Annotated in this window: 19 protein-coding genes and 1 riboswitch; of the genes, 11 read left to right on the forward strand and 8 right to left on the reverse strand. The window is 61.2% G+C overall.

From position 1 onward, the window contains the following. Positions 1–8 precede the first annotated feature (8 nt). Complete coding sequence (gene crtY, locus ACHZCJ_RS01470) at positions 9–1,181, reverse strand: lycopene beta-cyclase CrtY (protein ID WP_321323275.1); 1,173 nt, start codon at positions 1,179–1,181, stop codon at positions 9–11. A 110-nt stretch (positions 1,182–1,291) separates the two neighbouring features. Here crtY and ACHZCJ_RS01475 point away from each other — a divergent pair, with 110 nt between their 5' ends. From ACHZCJ_RS01475 to ACHZCJ_RS01490, 4 genes are all read left to right on the forward strand, one after another. Further along, a complete protein-coding gene (locus ACHZCJ_RS01475; RefSeq protein ID WP_321323277.1) occupies positions 1,292–2,056 on the forward strand; it encodes a sterol desaturase family protein in 765 nt (254 codons plus the stop codon). Continuing rightward, on the forward strand, positions 2,028–2,456 hold the full coding sequence (locus ACHZCJ_RS01480) for a DUF2141 domain-containing protein (protein WP_159643406.1): 429 nt from the start codon (positions 2,028–2,030) through the stop codon (positions 2,454–2,456). The genes ACHZCJ_RS01475 and ACHZCJ_RS01480 overlap by 29 nt, the downstream gene beginning before the upstream one ends. A gap of 70 nt (positions 2,457–2,526) precedes the next feature. Then, on the forward strand, positions 2,527–3,237 hold the full coding sequence (locus tag ACHZCJ_RS01485) for an HD domain-containing phosphohydrolase (protein WP_321323279.1): 711 nt from the start codon (positions 2,527–2,529) through the stop codon (positions 3,235–3,237). A gap of 96 nt (positions 3,238–3,333) precedes the next feature. Further along, positions 3,334–4,200 carry a MipA/OmpV family protein gene (locus ACHZCJ_RS01490; RefSeq protein WP_321323281.1) on the forward strand — a complete coding sequence of 289 codons (867 nt, stop codon included), beginning with the start codon at positions 3,334–3,336 and terminating at the stop codon, positions 4,198–4,200. Positions 4,201–4,240: 40 nt separating this feature from the next. Here the strand turns inward: ACHZCJ_RS01490 and ACHZCJ_RS01495 are convergent, their stop codons facing one another. Next, entirely contained in the window at positions 4,241–6,037 is a 1,797-nt protein-coding gene (locus ACHZCJ_RS01495; RefSeq protein ID WP_321323284.1) for a flotillin domain-containing protein, read from the reverse strand. 90 nt (positions 6,038–6,127) lie between these two features. Beyond that, the gene (locus tag ACHZCJ_RS01500; protein ID WP_394700002.1) at positions 6,128–6,754 is read right to left on the reverse strand and encodes a YqiJ family protein; all 627 of its coding nucleotides are present in this window, start codon (positions 6,752–6,754) and stop codon (positions 6,128–6,130) included. A 142-nt stretch (positions 6,755–6,896) separates the two neighbouring features. Then, positions 6,897–7,015: riboswitch (TPP riboswitch) on the forward strand. A 46-nt stretch (positions 7,016–7,061) separates the two neighbouring features. Between ACHZCJ_RS01500 and ACHZCJ_RS01505 the strand changes: the two genes are divergently transcribed. The 4 genes from ACHZCJ_RS01505 to ACHZCJ_RS01520 all read left to right on the forward strand — a co-directional run bounded on the left by ACHZCJ_RS01505 (position 7,062) and on the right by ACHZCJ_RS01520 (position 10,594). Beyond that, positions 7,062–7,466, forward strand: a complete 405-nt coding sequence (locus tag ACHZCJ_RS01505) for a hypothetical protein (protein WP_321323288.1) — start codon at positions 7,062–7,064, stop codon at positions 7,464–7,466. Positions 7,467–7,488: 22 nt separating this feature from the next. After that, a complete protein-coding gene (gene thiC, locus ACHZCJ_RS01510; protein WP_321323290.1) occupies positions 7,489–9,399 on the forward strand; it encodes a phosphomethylpyrimidine synthase ThiC in 1,911 nt (636 codons plus the stop codon). Then, entirely contained in the window at positions 9,396–9,866 is a 471-nt protein-coding gene (locus ACHZCJ_RS01515; protein WP_394700003.1) for a hypothetical protein, read from the forward strand. Before thiC ends, ACHZCJ_RS01515 begins: the two co-directional genes overlap by 4 nt. Positions 9,867–10,141: 275 nt before the next feature. Beyond that, the gene (locus ACHZCJ_RS01520; protein ID WP_321323294.1) at positions 10,142–10,594 is read left to right on the forward strand and encodes a Rid family hydrolase; all 453 of its coding nucleotides are present in this window, start codon (positions 10,142–10,144) and stop codon (positions 10,592–10,594) included. A gap of 374 nt (positions 10,595–10,968) precedes the next feature. Here ACHZCJ_RS01520 and ACHZCJ_RS01525 read toward each other — a convergent pair whose 3' ends face one another. Beyond that, positions 10,969–11,139: a CsbD family protein gene (locus ACHZCJ_RS01525; protein WP_159643391.1), complete on the reverse strand. Its 171-nt coding sequence runs from the start codon at positions 11,137–11,139 to the stop codon at positions 10,969–10,971. Positions 11,140–11,389: 250 nt separating this feature from the next. Between ACHZCJ_RS01525 and ACHZCJ_RS01530 the strand changes: the two genes are divergently transcribed. Continuing rightward, positions 11,390–12,205: a transcriptional regulator gene (locus ACHZCJ_RS01530; protein WP_321323297.1), complete on the forward strand. Its 816-nt coding sequence runs from the start codon at positions 11,390–11,392 to the stop codon at positions 12,203–12,205. A 256-nt stretch (positions 12,206–12,461) separates the two neighbouring features. On the opposite strand, the gene ACHZCJ_RS01535 is transcribed toward ACHZCJ_RS01530, so the two are convergent. After that, positions 12,462–12,905 carry a GFA family protein gene (locus tag ACHZCJ_RS01535; RefSeq protein ID WP_321323299.1) on the reverse strand — a complete coding sequence of 148 codons (444 nt, stop codon included), beginning with the start codon at positions 12,903–12,905 and terminating at the stop codon, positions 12,462–12,464. Positions 12,906–13,270: 365 nt separating this feature from the next. Here ACHZCJ_RS01535 and ACHZCJ_RS01540 point away from each other — a divergent pair, with 365 nt between their 5' ends. Next, the gene (locus ACHZCJ_RS01540; protein ID WP_321323301.1) at positions 13,271–13,753 is read left to right on the forward strand and encodes an anthrone oxygenase family protein; all 483 of its coding nucleotides are present in this window, start codon (positions 13,271–13,273) and stop codon (positions 13,751–13,753) included. After that, the gene (locus ACHZCJ_RS01545) at positions 13,750–14,361 is read left to right on the forward strand and encodes an N-acetyltransferase (RefSeq protein ID WP_321323302.1); all 612 of its coding nucleotides are present in this window, start codon (positions 13,750–13,752) and stop codon (positions 14,359–14,361) included. Before ACHZCJ_RS01540 ends, ACHZCJ_RS01545 begins: the two co-directional genes overlap by 4 nt. Here the strand turns inward: ACHZCJ_RS01545 and ACHZCJ_RS01550 are convergent. Genes ACHZCJ_RS01550 through ACHZCJ_RS01560 form a run of 3 tightly spaced genes read right to left on the reverse strand, consistent with a single transcriptional unit; the run spans position 14,285 to position 16,606 of the window. Next, positions 14,285–14,713, reverse strand: a complete 429-nt coding sequence (locus ACHZCJ_RS01550) for a cupin domain-containing protein (protein ID WP_321323304.1) — start codon at positions 14,711–14,713, stop codon at positions 14,285–14,287. The genes ACHZCJ_RS01545 and ACHZCJ_RS01550 overlap by 77 nt on opposite strands. Beyond that, a complete protein-coding gene (locus ACHZCJ_RS01555) occupies positions 14,710–15,147 on the reverse strand; it encodes a hypothetical protein (protein WP_321323306.1) in 438 nt (145 codons plus the stop codon). Before ACHZCJ_RS01555 ends, ACHZCJ_RS01550 begins: the two co-directional genes overlap by 4 nt. Position 15,148: 1 nt before the next feature. After that, positions 15,149–16,606 (reverse strand): S41 family peptidase, encoded by a 1,458-nt coding sequence (locus ACHZCJ_RS01560; protein WP_321323308.1) that lies wholly within the window; start codon positions 16,604–16,606, stop codon positions 15,149–15,151. Positions 16,607–16,801 lie beyond the last annotated feature (195 nt).

The following is a 16,801-nucleotide window of genomic DNA, read 5'->3' on the forward strand; positions in this document are numbered from 1 at the left end:
AATCATACTCATCTATATTTCAACAAAAGCGGGATGGCGCGGGACACGGGGATCGGTGGTTTGCCGGTCAGCAGGCTGAGCTTGTCCATTCGGGTGGATTTACCGGAATAGAAACGGGCAAGCAATGGCTCGTCCTTGGCATAGGTATGTTGCAGAGTCTTGTAACGTTTTGCCGGATCGGCGCCGAGGAACAGGAATGCGCAGAGCAGACGGTAGAATTTGCCGTCCTTCCAATGTTTTCGGGCAAGATTGCGCAGCATTTCATCCAGCTTCTGCTGGTCGATCTCGGGCGTTTCGGCAATCAGCATCGCGGTCCGGACCGCCATCGGAAGCGAATAGCTGGTGATCGGCTGGATCAGCGCCGCCCGCGCCCCGGCGCGCGCGTGGAGCGTCCCGTTGGCCTGCCAGAAAGCATCGAAATCGCCGCCGTAAATGACGGGAAGCTGACCCTTCTCCTCGCTGAGCACCGCTTCGATTTCCCATCCCCGCTGCGCCGCATAGTCGGCAATCCGGCCGTGGGAAGTCGCGCTGTCGAGATCGGGCATGTCGGCATAATAAGTGTCTTCGACAAAAATCTCGGTCTCGCTGAAGGGGAGGCAATAAATGAACCGGTAGCCGTCAATCTGCTCGACCGTCGCATCCATGATCACAGGATGTTCCAGTCCGTGCGGCCGGCGCAGTTTCAGCATCTGGCCGCAGAATTTCTGCCAACCGGTTTCCAGCGCTGACATATCCCCGCCACCGCGCACATCCAGCACCGCATTTGCGGTGATTTCTGTACCATCTGCCAGCTGAATCCGGCTGCTTTCCACGCTCTCGGCCCGTTGCCCGCTGAGCAATGACTCTGGTGGTAATCGCTTTCGCAATTCGGCGTCGAGTTTGACCGATTCGATCGAAAAATAGCCGTTGTTCAGTCGGCGGCTATATTTCGGGAAATGGACGTCATAACCGTCCCATTGGCGAGAGATCAGCGGATCGAGCAGCCAGCGGTGCTCCGGCTCGATGTCACTTTCGAAAAAGGACCAGATATGGTTGCCGCCGAACTGGTTCTCCGCCTCGACCAAGGTGATATGCAGCTCCGGCCGCAACTTTGTCAGAGCAAGCGCAATCAGTCCGCCCGCCAGTCCACCGCCGGCAATCGCCAGATCATATTGCAGGGAGGAGGGCGCTTTCTTCGGCATTACCGTGCCTTAGCCGATGGGGGAAGCAGGGGAAAGCCTGTCTGAAAGCCGGTAGTGATGATAATCTATTATCGCTTGCTCCCGACCGGTGCGCGCCATATTCCGGTGTCATGAACTACGCGCTTCCCGTGCTGCTATCAGCCGTTGCCATGACGATCATCGTCGGTGGCCGCTATCTGCTCAGCAGCGGCTTTTTTGCCTGGCTGACCGGGCGGGTGCATCCTGGCCAATATGAAACACTGAGACCGCAAATCGGCCGGGAAATTCGCTGGTCACTGCTGTCTGCCGCCATTTATGGCGTGCCTGCGGGTGTCGTTGCATGGGGCTGGCAAAATGCCGGCTGGACCCGAATTTATACCGACCTTAATATGTACCCCTTGTGGTATTTACCGCTTTCCTTTTTTCTCTATCTTTTTTTGTATGACACCTGGTTTTACTGGACCCACCGGTTGTTTCACCGGCCGAAATGGTTCCGGATCGCCCACGCCGTCCACCACGACAGCCGACCGCCGACCGCTTGGGCCGCGATGAGCTTTCACCCGGTCGAAGCGATCAGCGGGGCGATTGTCATTCCGGCTCTGGTGATCGCGATCCCGATTCATGTCGGCGTTTTGGGTTTGGTATTGTTGACCATGACGGTTATGGGCGTATCCAATCATATGGGATGGGAAATGTTTCCCCGCTGGATGGTTCGCGGGCAATTGGGCCAGTGGCTGATCACCGCGACCCATCATGAGAAACATCACGAATTATATCGAGGGAATTATGGGTTGTATTTTCGCTTTTGGGACAAGGTTTGCGGCACGGATATCGGGCTTGCCGATATTGGGGGCCGTTTCGGCGCTTATGCTCGGAACGACCGCGTCCGCAAGTGAAGCACCGGCCGGTCCGGTACCTGGCATCTCGGCCTCGATCGATCTGGCGATCACCGGGCTCCGTTCCGACAAAGGCAATGTGCTGGTATGTCTGAGCGCAAATCCGAAATTTTTCCCGGATTGCAGTAAGGATAAGCAGGCCCGCAAACTCAAGATATCCGCGGTCAAGGCCCAGACCATCCAGATCGCCGACGTGAAGCCGGGGACCTATGCCGTGGCGCTGGTTCATGATGAAAATGCCAATGGGAAAATGGACCTGCGGCTGTTTCTGCCGCGCGAAGGTTTCGGCTTTTCCCGCAACCCCAGGATCGGCATGGGGCCACCGAAATTCAAGTCCGCGCAGTTCACTATCGGCAGCGATGATGCCCATTATGCGGTGCAGATGAAATATATCCTGTAATCGGATCGAAATTAACCGTTACCTAGGACTCTCGCGGCATTCTCCTGAGACCGATCAGGAGCCGCGTATAATGTATCAATCCCGCCATATGCTATTCAACCAGAAAGATGGGACGCAACAGGCCCGCCTGCCGGAGATTGTCGATGCCTTTTTCTTGGCGCTGGATCTCAGCGAGGGACAGTCCGCCGGACCAAGTATTCGCTCCTGCTGGATAGGCATCCAGATAGCAATGGCCAGGGGGATGAAGGGTGATAATCTGCGTGATGTCTGTTGCGCAGTGCTGTTGAAGGAACTTGACGATTACTGGACGGGTGTGGCCGGCGTCGGTGCGCCCGTCCACAGACGGGAGCAGCCGCAGGTTCCGAATGCCGAACATGGCGGCGGGAACAGGCCGGGAAGCATGGCGCATCGTCGCGTGTTCGGATCCGATCTCGCCCGGCAGCCGGACAGTTCAGAAGATGTTGCCATCGCCCTCGCGCATGTCGGTGAACATTGGGACAGCGGTGGTCGGCCGCTTGGACTTGGCGGTCGTGATATCCACATCGCTGCCCGCATTGCCCTTCTGGCGCAGACTGTTGATGATGTGTACAGCGCCCATGGGAGGGAAGCCGCGCTGGCCGAGGTCCGGAACCGGACCGGAAGCTGGCTTGATCCGGAGCTTTGTGTTTTATTCGAGAAATTGTCGGAAGCCAGCGGATTCTGGGAGGAACTCGCACTCGATGATCTGGCGGAACAATTTTTGGGACTGTTGGCGATGATGGCAGAGAGACAACCGGCCTAGCAAAGCTATGCCTTTCTGGTTTCGGGCTTTATAGCGGGATGGAACCGTTCGGCGGTCCGCGCGTTAAACCAGCGCGCAACCAACAGGGAAACAGTCTTGAAACAATCGAAAATCTTCCGCCATGCCGTCGCACTCTCCCTTGGGCTCGGCTTGTCTTCTCCGCTTTTCGCACAGGAGGAGCCGGCACCGATGCCGGCCGGGCAAACGGTTTTTGACGGTGACTATCTGACCGCCGGCATCGGCGTGGCGGTGGGGTCCAGCTATGAAGGATCCGACGACTATACCGTATCGCCTCTGCCGGTGGTGCTGGGCAGTTTCGGAGGCGTGGATTTTCAGCCGCGGGGACCGGGCGTAGCCCTAGACTTCATCCCCGATCGCGATGGCGCAAAAGTCGATTTCATTTTCGGTCCGGTGGTCCGGGCGCGGTTTGACCGGCACAATTCCATCGAGGACGAGGTGGTCAAATCGCTCGGCAAGCTCGATTTCGCGGTCGAGGTCGGACCGTTTGCCGGCGTTCAGGTCAATCGCCTGCTCAATCCCTATGACTCGCTGACGGCGCAGGTTGATGTGCGCTGGGATGTTGCGGGCGCGCATGACGGCATGGTCGTCTTCCCCAGTCTGACCTATTTCACGCCGCTCAGCCGCGGCATCGCCACCAGCTTTTCGATCAACGCGGAATATGTCGACGATGATTATGCCGACTATTATTTCAGCATATCCCCGACCGGCTCGGCGGCCAGTGGCCTGCCGACCTTCTCCGCAGACAGCGGCTGGAAAAATGTCGGCGCGACGATGCTGACCGCGGTTGATCTGGACGGCGACGTCACCAACGGCGGTTTCAGCATGATTTTTCTCGGCGGCTATTCCCGCATGCTCGGCGACCCGAAACGGTCTCCGGTGACCTCGATCCGCGGCAGCGCCAACCAGTTTTTCGGTGCTGTCGGCGTGGGATATACGTTCTAGCAGACCCGCAAATGGGGCGGCCCGTTGACGGGCCGCCTGTTCAGTCCGCCTTCGGTTTTTCTCCAGGATCGCTTTCCGGAGCCGCTGCCTTGGCTGCGGCCGGGCCGTCATCCTTTTTGTCCGAGCGGAGCGCCGCTTTGGCCGGTTTCTCCTCCAGCGCGGTTTTGGCTGGAGCCTCAGCAGCGGATTCCTGCGTGACCTTGGTCGCCCCCGATACCAGATTTTCCAGCGAGGATCCGTCCAGGCCCAGTTCCTTCATCAGGCCATCAATGACCGGCGCTTGGGCGCGATAGGAGAGGGCGGCAGAAACCGCATCGGTTGCCAGATTGCCGCTGCTTCCATTGCCGGCTCCGCCCTTGCTGGCGACACCATTGCCGCCGCTGCCATTCTGGTTGATCCCGTCGAGCTGGACGATTTTGATCGAATCGATCGCCTCCATTGGCTTGGCCGATTCCCGGATGACTTCTGGCAGGACCTTGAGCAAGGCCATTTTGGTCTGCAGCGAGATCTGGTCGGAGGACAATATGTTCGCCGCTTCGTTGATCGCGCGTTGACCGGCAGCTTCGACCTCGAAACGCACCCGCGCCGCTTCGGCGCGAAGCTTCTCTGCTTCTGCTTCGCCTTCGGCATCGAGGCGCATGGCGGCGGCCCGGTTCCCGGCGGCTTCCTTTTCCGCTTCGGCCTGGACCTTTACGCCAATGGCCTGACGCTCGGCCTGTTTCGACGCCTCGATCAGTTCGATGCGCTTGTCGCGGTCGGCGATTTCGGTTTCCCGCGCGCTGGTGACCTGTTCCTCGGCGGCGACGGCCTTGGCGCGGGCCGCGTCGGCTTCCGCCTTGGCCTGGCTTTCCTCGCGCGACTTGTTCTGGATCGCGATCTGCTGCTCCTGACGGGCGATTTCGATCGCCTGGGTCTGGGCGATCCGCGCCTCTTCGACAGCCCGGTCGGCCTCGATCTGGCTGCTGTCGACCTGCTGTTTCGCCTTGATCTGCGCGTCCTTGGCGTCGCGATCGCGACCAGCCTGTTCCTTGGCCACCTCCGATGCCTGGATGGCCCGGCGAACCTCGACCTCGCGCTCCTGCTCGAGCCGGGCAAATTCATTGTCCCGGCTGATTTCGAAAGAGCGCTGGTCGGCCTGGAGATTCTTCGTCTCGATCTGCACGCGGGTATCCTGTTCGATATCGTTGCGCGCTTTCTTGCGCAGTTCGATCTGCTCGGTCAGCTTGGTCAGACCCTCGGCGTCAAAGGCGTTATTGGCGTTGAAATGTTCGATGCTGGTCTGGTCCAGCCCGGTGAGCGAGACCGATTCCAGTTCCAGGCCGTTCATCGCCAGATCGCTAGACGAGGCCTGTTGCACCTTTTGAACGAAATCGGCGCGCTGTTCGTGCAATTCGTTCATCGTCATGCCCGCGGCAACCGAACGAAGCGCGTCGACGAACTTGCCCTCGACCAGGTCCTTCAGCATCTCCGGCTGCATCGTCCGCAGGCCGAGAGTCTGGGCCGCCATTGCCAGCGACTGGGCATCCTGACGGACGCGTACGTAAAACTCCGCCTTCACATCGATCCGCAGGCGATCCAGCGTGATCAGCGCGTCGACATTGTTGCGCTCGACCGCCAGCCGCACCGTGTTCATGTTCACCGGCATGGTTTCATGGAAGACCGGGAACACCATGGCGCCGCCGTTCATCACGACTTTCTCGCCGCCAAAACCGGTCCGCACGAAGGCGATTTCTTTCGACGCGCGCTTGTACAGGCGGGTGAGGATCAGTGCGAAGATGAGCAAACCGACCAGGGGAGCGCCAGCATAAATTGCAATCTGGCTTACATTTTCAAGCATATATTCTCTCTTTCTTTCGACGATGCTCGTTGATCCGGCATGGCGTCTTCTTCATCTGCTGTCCGGCCCGGCTGGATGCCGTCCGGTCGGTCAATTTTCGTTCAGCCAATGGGTACCCACGGCTACGGCTTTGAAAATATCGCCCTCGCGCCGCACCAGCAGTATTTCTTCCCCGGCGAGGAATATTCCATCCTCATTGTCCGGTTCCACCATCAGCACATGGCCGTGACCGTGGCGGTCCCTGACCTTGGCGCGGGCCGGATAGCCGGGTTTGGCCGTGCCGATGTCGATGATCGCGCGGCGTCCGGTAAGATCATCGATTGATACCGCCGACGTCTCGTCCCCGGGAATGATCCTGGCCAGAGGTCTAGACAGCAGGCCGGTCAGTGGCAGCGCCACAAGCAGCGCGCCGAGCCCGGCCAGAAGCGGCGGCAACAGGGTGCCGGTGAGAGACTGTATGAACTGTTGCCCGGCATATCCGGTCAGACCGAAAAGCATCAGGAACAGCACCAGCAGTATCATGAACGGCAATCGTCCCCATCCAAGGAACGAGAGCAGTCCGCCCGCGACCCCGGTGCCATCGACATCGGCATCCATGTCGAAGTCGCTGTCGAACCCGCCAAAGCCGATCAGTTGCAAGATACCAAGCGCGACCATCAGAACCAGGGCTGCTGCGAAAACGATGTTTTCGTCTGCCAGCCAAAAGTCGATCACCATCCTGCTCCCTGAAAAAATTATAGTATTGATCGGTTATTGGATAGAATATTCAGGATTCGGTCAATGTAATTCGATCATCATTTTCCTGTTTTGCCAAAGTGACAGTGGCTCTCGACAGACGCGATTATACTGCCTAAACTGGGCCCATTCCCCGGGGAGTCGTTTGACTGAGAGGGGCGCGTAACGTCGCCCGACCCGCAGAACCTGATCCGGCCCCGCTCGTGCGGGCTTACCGGCGTAGGGAGGGAGCGGTTATTTGGGCATCCCGGATACGCTCTTTCTCCCTCAGGACAGAAGGAGAGACGCGATGGGCAGTGCAGGCAATATTACCGGTTGGATCACCCTGTTTTTTGGTCTTTACGGTCTCGCCGCTGGCGTCGGCGAATTTCGCAATCCCGGCTTCTGGGGACGAATGGTGCGCGAAGTGCAGGCGAGCAGCGCGCTGCAATTTCTGACCGGCTTCATCACCCTGATTCTCGGCGCGACCATCTATCTGGTCAATCCCTTTGATCCAGGTGACTGGCTATCGATCCTGATCACCGTGATCGGCGGCTGGATATTGGTCGAAGGCATGCTGATCATGGCGGTCGGTGACTGGTTCATGGGCTTTGCCGCTCGCCTGATGGGCAAGGGCGGACGCGCCTGGGCGATGCTCGCCATCATATTCGGCCTCGCGGCCGCCTTCGCCGGCTTCGTCCGGCTCCAAGTTTAACCCGAAAAAGAAAGCAATATCTATGGCTGATCTTCCAGCAAAGACCGAAATTGGCGTAACCACCGGCCCGATCAGTGGCTCGAAAAAAGTCCATGTTGCGGCCCATAGCGGCAGCGGCATCCGCGTTGCGATGCGCGAGATCCATCTGGAAGGCGGCGAGGCGCCGGTGCGGGTCTATGACACCAGCGGGCCCTATACCGATCCTGAAGCGCTGATCGATATCAACACCGGCCTCAACGAATTGCGGTCCCCGTGGATCCGCGCGCGCGGCGATGTCGAGGAAGTGACCCAGCGCGAGGTCAAGCCGGAAGACAATGGCCAGCTTGGCCCCGATCGCTCGGGCGGTGTCGCGCCTTTCCCCAATGTCCGCCGCAAGGTGCTGCGCGCCAAACCGGGCGCGAACGTTTCCCAGATGCATTATGCGCGTCAGGGCATCATCACCCCGGAAATGGAATATGTCGCCGAGCGCGAAAATCTCGGGCGCGAGCGGCTCAAGGAATATAAGCGCGACGGCGAAAGCTTTGGCGCGTCGATCCCCGATTATGTCACACCCGAATTCGTCCGCGACGAAATCGCGCGGGGCAGGGCGATCATCCCCAATAATATCAACCACCCGGAAAGCGAACCGATGGCGATCGGGCGCAATTTCCTGGTCAAGATCAATGCCAATATCGGCAACAGCGCTGTTGCGTCCGATGTCGCATCGGAAGTCGACAAGATGGTCTGGTCGATCCGCTGGGGCGCCGACACGGTCATGGATCTCTCCACCGGCCGCAACATCCACGACACCCGCGAATGGATCATCCGCAACAGCCCGGTTCCGATCGGCACCGTGCCCATCTATCAGGCGCTGGAAAAAGTCGGCGGCGTTGCCGAGGACCTGACCTGGGAAATCTTCCGCGATACGCTGATCGAGCAGGCCGAGCAGGGCGTCGACTATTTCACCATCCACGCCGGCGTCCGTCTGCCTTATGTGCCGATGGCGGCCAAGCGCGTCACCGGCATCGTGTCGCGCGGCGGCTCGATCATGGCGAAATGGTGTCTCGCCCACCACAAGGAAAGCTTCCTCTACGAACATTTCGACGACATCACCGAGATCATGAAGGCCTATGACATTGCCTATAGTCTCGGCGACGGTCTGCGCCCCGGCTCAATTGCCGACGCCAATGACGAAGCGCAATTTTCCGAGCTTTATACGCTCGGCGAACTGACCCACCGCGCCTGGAAGTCGGACGTGCAGGTGATGATCGAGGGCCCCGGCCATGTGCCGATGCACAAGATCAAGGAAAATATGGAAAAGCAGCTCGAAGTCTGCGGCGAGGCGCCTTTTTACACGCTCGGCCCCCTCACGACCGACATCGCGCCCGGCTATGACCATATCACCAGCGGCATCGGCGCCGCCCAGATCGGCTGGTATGGCACGGCGATGCTTTGCTATGTCACGCCCAAGGAACATCTGGGCCTGCCCGACCGCGACGATGTGAAAGTCGGCGTTGTCACCTACAAGCTCGCCGCCCACGCCGCCGATCTCGCCAAGGGCCATCCGGCCGCGCAGGTCCGCGACGACGCCCTGTCCAAAGCCCGCTTCGAGTTCCGCTGGCGCGACCAGTTCAACCTCAGCCTCGACCCCGAAACCGCGATGCAATATCACGACCAGACGCTGCCCGCAGAAGGCGCGAAAACCGCGCATTTCTGCTCAATGTGTGGGCCGAAATTCTGCAGCATGAAAATCTCGCAAGAGGTGCGCGACTTCGCCTCCAAGCAGAACCAGAGCGCCGAAGGCTTTATCGCCTCGGAAAAACTGGGAGCGGACACCGCAGCGGCGAGCAAGGCCGCAGCGGAAGAAGGCATGCGCGAGATGGCCAAGGTCTACAAGGACAAGGGGGACCGCTTGTATCTGCCCGAGGATGAGGTGAGCGAGCCGGCGGAGTGATCAGCCGGACATGCGGGCTGGTTTTGTGCTCCGTGGCACTGGCCGGCTGCGCCGCACAAATGGCCGACGTAAACTGGAGCCTTGCCGGCCGCGACTTTAGCGCCGGAGAAGCGGTCGCCCCGATGGTCTTCGACCGGAAGGACGCTTCCCGTTGTGCGGGCCTGTGGATGCTGCACGGCGATGCGGTGGATGATGGCGCATTTTCGTTGGAAGCCCACCGCGTCTTTCCGGAGGAATTGCGATTGCCCTACGCGGTCTATGCGGCCAGATTTTTCGGCGAAGACGGGTTGAACGAAGTGGCCTATCGCGAGGCCGCCGATCGGGCCGAGTCACAATTGCGCAAGCTTCTGGCCGGAGACAGAAAGGCGTTCCGGCGCTATTTCGATGCCCTTGGCCGGTGTTCCACCAAAGCGGAGGCGGTCGGTGATGAAGCCGGCGATGCAATAGATGCGCCGGCGGGTGGCTAGCTTGGGCGCGCCATAAAACTGCCCGTCATCCTGATCTGTCCCCCGTCATCTTGACATATCCCCGTCGTCATCCTGAACTCGTTTCAGGATCCATTTCTCCTGTTGCGCAGGCCTGTGACAGGGGCACGATGGATGCTGACACGAGTTCCGCATGACGGTTCGCACTCCCGCACCCCACCGCTTGACGACAGCCAGCCGAAGAGCGCAGTATAACCCCCCAGCAACGGCTGGCCTTTTCCGCTAGCGAGTCGGTACAATCAAAGGGGAGAAACAATATGCGCAAATTTCTGATGGTCCTGCCACTGCTGGCCATGGCCGCACCGCTACAGGCGAAGGACGCGAAAGACGTCTTCATGCCGGAAGATGCCGAGAATCTCGCCTTCCAGACAGCGGTCGGTTACGCCGATGCGGTGATCGCCGGGGACAAGGTCTATCTTTCCGGCGTGATTGTCACGCCAAAGCCCGGCGAGAGCGACCTGAAACCCGCCTTCACCCGCGCCTTCGACCGGATCGGCCGGACGCTGGAGCGGGCCGGAGTAAGCTGGGACGACGTCGTCGACCTGACCAGCTATCACACCGACCTGCAAAGCTCGATCAACGAAATGGTCGAAGTGAAGAATCTTTATGTCAAAGCCCCGTTCCCCACCTGGACCGCAATCGGCATCAGCGCGCTCTACGAGGCGGACGGCGTGGTCGAGATCAAGATTGTGGCGCAGCGGGGGGAGTGATCCACTAAAGCCCTTCCTTTTTAGAGGATGGGTTGGGGTGGAAGATGTCGAGTGACCGCTAACTGTGATGTGGAAATTTCTCGGTAAAATGCGATAGTGCTATGATATCGATTAGCGCTTCCTTGAACTCCACGCCATTGATGTCGCTAGTGCTTGAGACTGGGCACCAGCTTCTCCACCAACGCCCTTAGCTCGCGTTCATCTTATGCCCCGCCAACCAGTCCATGGCATTCAATCTTCGTCTAGCGCCGCGTTTCCACCAGTTTACCACCACACAGAAAAAGCCGCCCCGCGAGGGACGGCTTTTCCGGGTGGCACTGCTGCATGGGAGGGAGTGGGAGAGCGAGCAGCGCCGGTTCAGGGAGGGATCGGATCTAGACCTTGTCGCCCAGAGCGCCCTTGACGGAGCCCTTGACTTGCTGGGCCTTGCCCTTGGTTTCCTGAGCCGCGCCTTCGGCACGGGTTTCCGGGTCATTGCTTTTCTGTTTGGCCTTGCCAACGGCTTCGTTCACATTGCCTTTTACCTTGTCTACCAGTTCGCCCATCGTCATCATCCTTCTGTTGTGGCCGGTTGTCCGGCCGGTGGGGGAGGCAGGCGTTGCGGCCTGCACAGTCTATCTATGCACGAGACGGCGGATCGTTCCCGCCGCAAATTCGGGCTGGCGCTCGTAAAAAACGGCTGGGCGCTCCGGCGGCATATTCCGGGGAAAACGCGGCGCGGGACCGCCGAAGATTTGGATTATCTTAACCAGCAGCCACTATCGCCACAGGCCAGACGAGCAGCAGGATTACAAATTGCACAGCCAGCCTTTCACGCCCGAGACTATCGCCGCGCTTGCCACCGCCTATCCGCTGGCTCCGCGCCATTTGCAGCACCGGATCGCCGGCCATCCGCTGCTGCAGTTGGACGCGCTGGCGGCGCTGGCTCACCGGCTGCGCCCGGAATCGATCGAGTTTAACGCCGCCACCGACCTGCCGCTGGGCATCCGCAATGACGAGACGCCCTATACCGGCCTCGACGTCCACCAGACGATCGCGCAGATCGAGAGCGCCGGCTCCTGGGTGCTGCTCAAGACCATCGACCAGGACCCCGCCTATGCGCAGCTGATGCGGGACGTGCTGGCGACGATCGAACCGGTGGTGGAACCGCGCACCGGAAAAATGATGCGGCTCGAGGGGTTTATCTTCATTTCCTCGCCGGGCGCGGTGACGCCGCTGCATTTCGACCCCGACTATAATATCCTGTTCCAGGCGCGCGGCAGCAAGACGATGACCTTCTTCCCCGCCGGCGATACCGAGATGATCCCGGATCCGTTTTTCGAGCAATATTTTAATGGCGGCCCGCGCAACCTGTCTTGGCGCGAGGAATGGGCGGATCGCGGCCAGCCGATCCGGGTCACACCCGGCGAGGCCATTTATGTGCCGATCCTCGGGCCGCACTGGGTCAAGGTCGATGACGAAGTCTCGGTCTCGCTGTCGCTGACCTGGCGCAGCGAATGGAGCTTCCACCACGCCGACGCCTGTCGCTTCAACAGCCGTCTGCGCAAGCTCGGCCTCAGCCCGTCTCGGCGCGCGGCTATCCGGGCGGAACGGATGCTGGGGCGGGGTTAGGAGAGAGGGGTGTTGTGGGACAAGTAAAACCGTTCGCCCTGCGCTTTGTCGAAGGGTTGGCGTCTACGAGGAAGGTTCGGCTCGCGTCGTCATCCTGAACTTGTTTCAGGACCCCGCAAGGCAAGCGCGCAATCGGTGGAGATCCTGAGCCGAAGGCCACCGCAGGCAAACAAGTTCAGGATGACGAGCATCAATCACCCCCACCCCCGTCTTGCTGAGCCTGTCGAAGAACCCGGCACGAACCGGACCGGAGTTCCTATTCCCCCTCCGCCTCGATCATCGCAAACAGCTCCGCCCCGGTCAGCGTCTCGCTGTCCCCGGCAAAGCTGTAATAAGACGGCTTCTCGTCAATAAACACCTGCCGCCGGAGCGCCAGATCGGCCTTGTCGGTCGCGTCGTCGAACAGACCGGCGCAGACCATATGCTCGCCCGAGCCCTTCAGGCGATAGAAGAGATGCGAGCCGCACTCCCGGCAAAAGGCCCGCTCCGCCCATTCCGACGAGCTGTAGACGGTCATCCGCTCCGCCCCGCCGATCACCACATCCGTCCCGCAATCAATCTCGACAAACGGCCCGCCACCCCAGCGCCGGCACATCCGGCAATGACAGGCATCGACATGGCTGGCCGCCTGTGTCGCGGTGATGGTGATGGCACCGCAGAGGCAATGGCCCTGGCGGTGGGTCGGTTGGGGGGTGGTCATGATGGGGCCTCCTGTTGTGGTGGGTGGAGAGGAAGATATCATAAAGCGGGCTGCTTTTGCACGGGGCTATTCAGAGGAGTGTCGCGCAGCAGGGAGGGGAATGCAATCGGCTTTGTGGGGGTGGGGGCGGAGCACTCGTCATCCTGAACTTGTTTACCTGCGGTGGCCTTCGGCTCAGGACCTCCACCGATTGCGCGCTTGCCTTGCGGGGTCCTGAAATAAGTTCAGGATGACGACGCGCACAACCGAAAAAACCCGCGTCTGTGTGAAGTTCGCGGAGCGGCGTGGCGGGAAAAACGTGACTCGGACTTTTTTTCGCCGCAATATGGGCCGGTCCCCCGCGCAACAGACGAGGAGAATATCCGATGGAAGACGTGATCACCGCAACGCTCTGGTTCGCCGCGCTGTCGGTCGGGATCATGGCGGGGGTCTATTTTGCCTTTTCCGCTTTTGTCATGCGATCGCTCGATGCAACGGAGCGGCCCGTCGGCATGGTGGCGATGCAATCGATCAACCGGATCATACTGCGGTCGCTGTTCCTACCGCTATTTTTCGCCAGCAGTCTAGCCTGCCTGTTGCTCGCGGTCTTTGGGGTGATGGAGTGGGGCTCGCCGGGCGCTTGGCCGATGGTGGTGGGCGGGGCGCTCTATGTCATCGGCATGCTGGTGGTGACCGCGGCGGCCAATGTCCCGCTCAACAATGCGCTCGAGGCGACCGACGCGGCGGGGCCGGACGCCGAGGCGATGTGGCGCCGCTATATGCAGCGCTGGCTGCCGTGGAACCATGTACGGACGGTGAGCTGCACCGTCTCGCTGGCGCTGCTGATCGGCGCGATTGCCGCGCGATGAGCCTGGTCATTCGCCCGGAAAAGCCCGCCGATCAGGCCGCGATCCACGATATTACCCGGCGCGCCTTTGCGCCGATGGACTATGCTGGTGGCAATGAGCAGGATCTGATCGACCGGTTTCGCAACGCCGGGGCGCTGGCGATCTCGCTGGTCGCCGAGCGGGACGGGGTCGTCGTGGGGCAGGTGACCTTTACCGAAGCCTTTGCCGCGGATGGCAGCCCGGGGTGGTATGCGCTCGGCCCGGTAGCGGTGGAACCGGACTTGCAGGCGCAGCATATCGGCAGCCGGCTGATCGAGGCTGGGCTTGCCATGCTGCGCGAGCGCGATGCCGCGGGCTGCGTGCTGACCGGCGATCCCGCTTATTACAGCCGCTTCGGCTTTCGTCCGTATCCCGACCTCTGCCCCGAGGGCGAGCCTGCTGCTTATTACCAGATGTTGCCCCTGCGGGTGGCAGTGCCGGAAACGGTGCTCGCCTTTCATCCGCTGTTCTACGGGTCATCCCGAGAAGGCGGGGCGCCATGCTCCGCGATGCTCAGCCGCCGGGCGACCAGTCTTCCGGAGCCAGTTCGAAGCCGGAAAATTCAAAGCCCGGCGAGACGATGCAGCTAACCAGCGCCCAGCCCTGATCGGCCTGCGCGGCCTGCCAATAGCCGGTCGGGATGCGATGCTGGGGCCTGTGTCCGGCGATGATATCGGGACCAAGGCGGATCGTCGACACTGGCCCGCTATCCTGTTCCGCTATGCCCAGCGCAAGCGGGCTGCCCGCGTGCCAAAGCCAGACTTCGGTGGCATCGACCCGGTGCCAGTGCGATCCTTGGCCCTCTGCAAGCAGGAAATAGATCGCGGTTGCACTCGCCCGCTCGCCATCCGCCGCGTCTGCGCGCCAGGTCTCGCGATACCAACCGCCCTCGGGATGCGGTTGCAGGCCGAGCTGTTCGATGATGGTCCGCGCCTCGCTCATGGCCGCACCGGCACTTCGGCGTTGCGCGCGACGGTCGCAACCCTGGCGACCAGTCCGTCGGCCTGCCGTTGCCACGCGGCGCTCGCGCCGGCGGGCCAGTCGGCACCGGCGCGCCTGGCTATTGTATCGATCACCAGCGCAAACCAGGCGGCATAGTCGTGCGGGGTGAAGTCGGCATAATTGTGATGCAGGTCGATGAAATTGGTGACCGCATGGTCGACCCACCATTCGTCCGCCGCCAGCCCGAGCATCGCCTCGAGCGTCTCCCGGGTCATCCGCTCGCGCGCCGCTTCGGGGTTGAGAAAAACCGGGGCATAATGCGGATGGTCGGCAATGAACCGGTCGAACAGTTCGGCGGCCATGCCGTCATAGCGGTCGCCGGGTATCTCGAGGCTGTCCTCCATCACGGCATGGTCGGTCTGGTGCGCGGTCATCTCAAAAGGATCCCGGAACCTCGCGCTGGGCCGGGGTTGGTCGCGCCGGCATCAGCAACTGGCGGGGCAGGGACAGGGCTTCGCGCTGTCCGGCAATCGTACCGGCTCCCGCGCTGCTGATCGGCGTGCAGGCGGCGCCGGACAGGAAGCCGAGAGCGCGGGCGGTAGAGGCTTCGCCCGGATCGCCCAGCGGCAGACTGACATCATCGGCCGCCTGGCAGCTGTTGGTCAGCGAACCGGCGAGACCGTCGAAATAATTGGCATTGCCGTCGGCATTCTCGGTGGCAAAGGCAACGATCCGCAACCGGTCGTCGCAGGCACTCCGGTCCAGCCCGATCTGGCCGACCGGCTTGCCATAGGTATTGCTGCCGACCAGCGCCATGTCGGCGTCGAGATAGGGGATCATCGCGTTGATCACCAGCTCGCTGGCCGAGGCCGAGCCTCCGGTGGTGATGAAGGCGATGCGGGTCGGGGCGATCGACTGGGCCTGGGGCTGGAAATTGCGGGTCTCGTTGTTCGCCGCCTTGCTGGCGCGGAAACGGGTCACGCCCTGGACCTGGTTGGTGAAGCGGTCGCGGCCGAGCAGATCGGCGAACAGCTCGGCGGTGCGGACCAGCCCGCCGCCATTGTAGCGCAGGTCGATGACCAGCTCGGTCACACCGGCGTTGCGGAACTGCTGGAACGCATCGCGCAATTGCGGCTCGGCGCTGTCGATGAAGGTGCGCAGGTTGACATAGCCGGTCTGCGTGCCGCCATTGTCGATGATCTGCACGCCATAGCGCGGAGAGATGGGCTGGATCGCATAATCGGCTTTGCTCACCGTGGTGGTGGTCTCGACACCTGCTGCGTTGCGGAAGCGCAGCACGCGGCTGGTCCCCGCTGTCGAGGGACCGAGCGCGTCGCTGATCGCGTTGGCGCCACCCTGGGCGAAGAGCGCGGTGACGGTCTGGAGATTGCTGCTGCTGGTTCCGATCGCGAGCAGTTCCGCGCCGCGGTCGATACCGGCGGCAAGCGCGGGCGCGCCTTCATAGGCGTCGAGAATATAGACCCGCGAGGCATTGCTGTCATAGCTCAGCCGGATGCCAAAGCCTGCGGTCGCGCCGGAGTTCAGGAAGGCGTTCTCCTCGGCGATCGAGGTAATATAGGTGAAATAGCGATCCCGCCCCTGACCGCGCGCGGTGGCGGTGAGCGCGTCGATATAGTCCTGCACCGATGCATAAGGCGCGGGGCTGAGGCTGGCAGGCAGGGTCTCGGGGAAGAGATACCATTCGTCGAGCAGGTCGAAGGCCCAGTTCTGGCGGCTTTGCAACGAGCAGGTCGTTCCGGTCGGCGTCGGGGTTGCGCCGCCCCCACCGCCGGATGGCAGGCTGACATTGTTGCTGCTGCCTCCGCTACCGCCGCCGCATGAAGCGAGCAACGCTGCCAAGGCCAGAATCGAACCGGATTTCCGTAATGTCATGCTGCCCCCATTTGCCAGACCGAACCCAGGCTAAGCGGACCAGGCTTAACCGGAGATGATCGATCCTGATGGCGTTCGGGGCATTTGTCCACACAGAAAAAATCCGCCGGCATTGCTGCCGACGGATAGTTTTTCCTCCCCAGGAAAACTGGTTTGGTCGGATGCCCCGAAAGGGGATGGGGCACCCGACCCGTC

Source organism: uncultured Parasphingorhabdus sp. (assembly GCF_963677535.2).
Lineage (GTDB): Bacteria > Pseudomonadota > Alphaproteobacteria > Sphingomonadales > Sphingomonadaceae > Parasphingorhabdus.

Bases quoted from the DNA above. Each gene is read 5' to 3' on its own strand.
- ACHZCJ_RS01480 (WP_159643406.1), top strand. From the start codon at position 2,028: ATGCTCGGAACGACCGCGTCCGCAAGTGAAGCACCGGCCGGTCCGGTA.
- ACHZCJ_RS01560 (WP_321323308.1), bottom strand. From the start codon at position 16,606: ATGACATTACGGAAATCCGGTTCGATTCTGGCCTTGGCAGCGTTGCTC.
- ACHZCJ_RS01495 (WP_321323284.1), bottom strand. From the start codon at position 6,037: ATGCTTGAAAATGTAAGCCAGATTGCAATTTATGCTGGCGCTCCCCTG.
- ACHZCJ_RS01555 (WP_321323306.1), bottom strand. From the start codon at position 15,147: ATGACCGCGCACCAGACCGACCATGCCGTGATGGAGGACAGCCTCGAG.
- ACHZCJ_RS01485 (WP_321323279.1), top strand. From the start codon at position 2,527: ATGTATCAATCCCGCCATATGCTATTCAACCAGAAAGATGGGACGCAA.
- thiC (WP_321323290.1), top strand. From the start codon at position 7,489: ATGGCTGATCTTCCAGCAAAGACCGAAATTGGCGTAACCACCGGCCCG.
- ACHZCJ_RS01500 (WP_394700002.1), bottom strand. From the start codon at position 6,754: ATGGTGATCGACTTTTGGCTGGCAGACGAAAACATCGTTTTCGCAGCA.
- ACHZCJ_RS01475 (WP_321323277.1), top strand. From the start codon at position 1,292: ATGAACTACGCGCTTCCCGTGCTGCTATCAGCCGTTGCCATGACGATC.
- crtY (WP_321323275.1), bottom strand. From the start codon at position 1,181: ATGCCGAAGAAAGCGCCCTCCTCCCTGCAATATGATCTGGCGATTGCC.
- ACHZCJ_RS01520 (WP_321323294.1), top strand. From the start codon at position 10,142: ATGCGCAAATTTCTGATGGTCCTGCCACTGCTGGCCATGGCCGCACCG.
- ACHZCJ_RS01550 (WP_321323304.1), bottom strand. From the start codon at position 14,713: ATGAGCGAGGCGCGGACCATCATCGAACAGCTCGGCCTGCAACCGCAT.
- ACHZCJ_RS01505 (WP_321323288.1), top strand. From the start codon at position 7,062: ATGGGCAGTGCAGGCAATATTACCGGTTGGATCACCCTGTTTTTTGGT.
- ACHZCJ_RS01525 (WP_159643391.1), bottom strand. From the start codon at position 11,139: ATGGGCGAACTGGTAGACAAGGTAAAAGGCAATGTGAACGAAGCCGTT.
- ACHZCJ_RS01535 (WP_321323299.1), bottom strand. From the start codon at position 12,905: ATGACCACCCCCCAACCGACCCACCGCCAGGGCCATTGCCTCTGCGGT.
- ACHZCJ_RS01540 (WP_321323301.1), top strand. From the start codon at position 13,271: ATGGAAGACGTGATCACCGCAACGCTCTGGTTCGCCGCGCTGTCGGTC.
- ACHZCJ_RS01545 (WP_321323302.1), top strand. From the start codon at position 13,750: ATGAGCCTGGTCATTCGCCCGGAAAAGCCCGCCGATCAGGCCGCGATC.